This window comes from Kitasatospora putterlickiae, assembly GCF_039527695.1.
Taxonomy (GTDB): Bacteria; Actinomycetota; Actinomycetes; order Streptomycetales; family Streptomycetaceae; genus Kitasatospora; species Kitasatospora putterlickiae.
This window is the reverse complement of the sequence record NZ_BAAAKJ010000235.1, coordinates 22,315-23,409: the sequence shown is the minus strand read 5'-3', so window position 1 is coordinate 23,409 and position 1,095 is coordinate 22,315. Positions and strand designations below refer to the sequence as shown.

At 75.5% G+C, this 1,095-nt stretch carries 1 protein-coding gene and 1 pseudogene; one reads left to right on the top strand and one right to left on the bottom strand.

Translation table 11 applies throughout. The annotated features are described in order from the left end of the window. Window positions 1–210, top strand: a pseudogene (locus ABD308_RS23535) (hypothetical protein); the annotation flags it as partial. A 38-nt stretch (window positions 211–248) separates the two neighbouring features. On the opposite strand, the gene ABD308_RS23530 reads toward ABD308_RS23535, so the two are convergent. Then, window positions 249–1,095, bottom strand: an 847-nt coding sequence (locus ABD308_RS23530) for a ScbR family autoregulator-binding transcription factor (RefSeq protein ID WP_344338290.1), incomplete at its 5' end; no start/stop codon positions are given.

Sequence of the window (1,095 nt, the reverse complement as noted above, 5' to 3'; positions counted from 1 at the left end):
GAGAACGACCGCTGCCGGCACCGCCCGCTGTACAGCGAGATCGTGCACCGGGCGCGGGCGGCCGGGCTGCTCACCACCCTCGCGGCCGGCCTGGTCCTGTTCGCCGCCGAGTCCACCGGCCGGCTCGCCCCCGCCGCGATCAGCGGCCTCTGGTCGACCGCCCTGCCCTCCCTCGTCCCGGCCGACCGCCTGCCGGAGTACCGGATCTAGGGGCCCCGTCCCGAGCCGCCGGGGTCACAAGCGCCGGGTCAGCGCGCCCCGGAGGCGAGCGGGCGAACGGCGGTGTCGAGGCGGGCGAGGGTGCCTGGTTCGACCAGGCCGGGGAGCAGCAGCGCCCAGAGGTCGGCCATGCGCTGCAGCAGGTCCCTGCGGTCCGTCAGCACCTGGGAGCTGAGCTGGATGCCGGTCACCGCGCCGGTGATCACCCCGGCGGCGGCCGCCGGCCGCACCCCCGGGGACAGCTCGCCGGCCTCCAGCGCGTGCTCCAGCAGCTCGTGCGCCGCGTCCGTCCAGGCCTGGTAGGCGCCGATCTGCGGCTGGGTGAAGCTGCCGTGCTCGATGGTCAGCCGGATCGCGCCGCGCAGCAGCGGGTCGTCCAGCAGGGAGTGCGCGAACGCGTAGCCGAGGTCGATGACGGTCTGCATCGGGCTGTCGGAGGCGGGCTGCCAGGTGGCCAGCCAGGACCCCTGGCCCTCGATCACGGCGAGCGCCAGCTCCTCCTTCGACGGGAAGTGGAAGTAGAGCGCGCCCTTGGTGACGCCGGCCCGTTCCAGGATCTCGGCCATGGTGGCGCCCGCGTAGCCGCGTTCGTCGAACACCTCGGCCGCGGCGCGCAGCACCGCCTGGCGGGTCGCCAGCGCCCGGGCCTGCCTGGCCATCGCAGCCTCCCTGATCTCTGTCGTCGGCAGCGGCTGGATCCTACGGGGGCGCGCCGGGCGGCCGCCCCCGTACCGTGCGGTAGCGATCCTTTCGAGCCGTTCCGGGCGCCGGTGCGCGTCGGCCCGCGTCAGCTCCGGCAGGAACGCCGCCAGCGGCCCCAGCAGGCACCCCAGCACCACCATCGCCCCCGCCAGCGCCACGAACATCAGCCCCCGC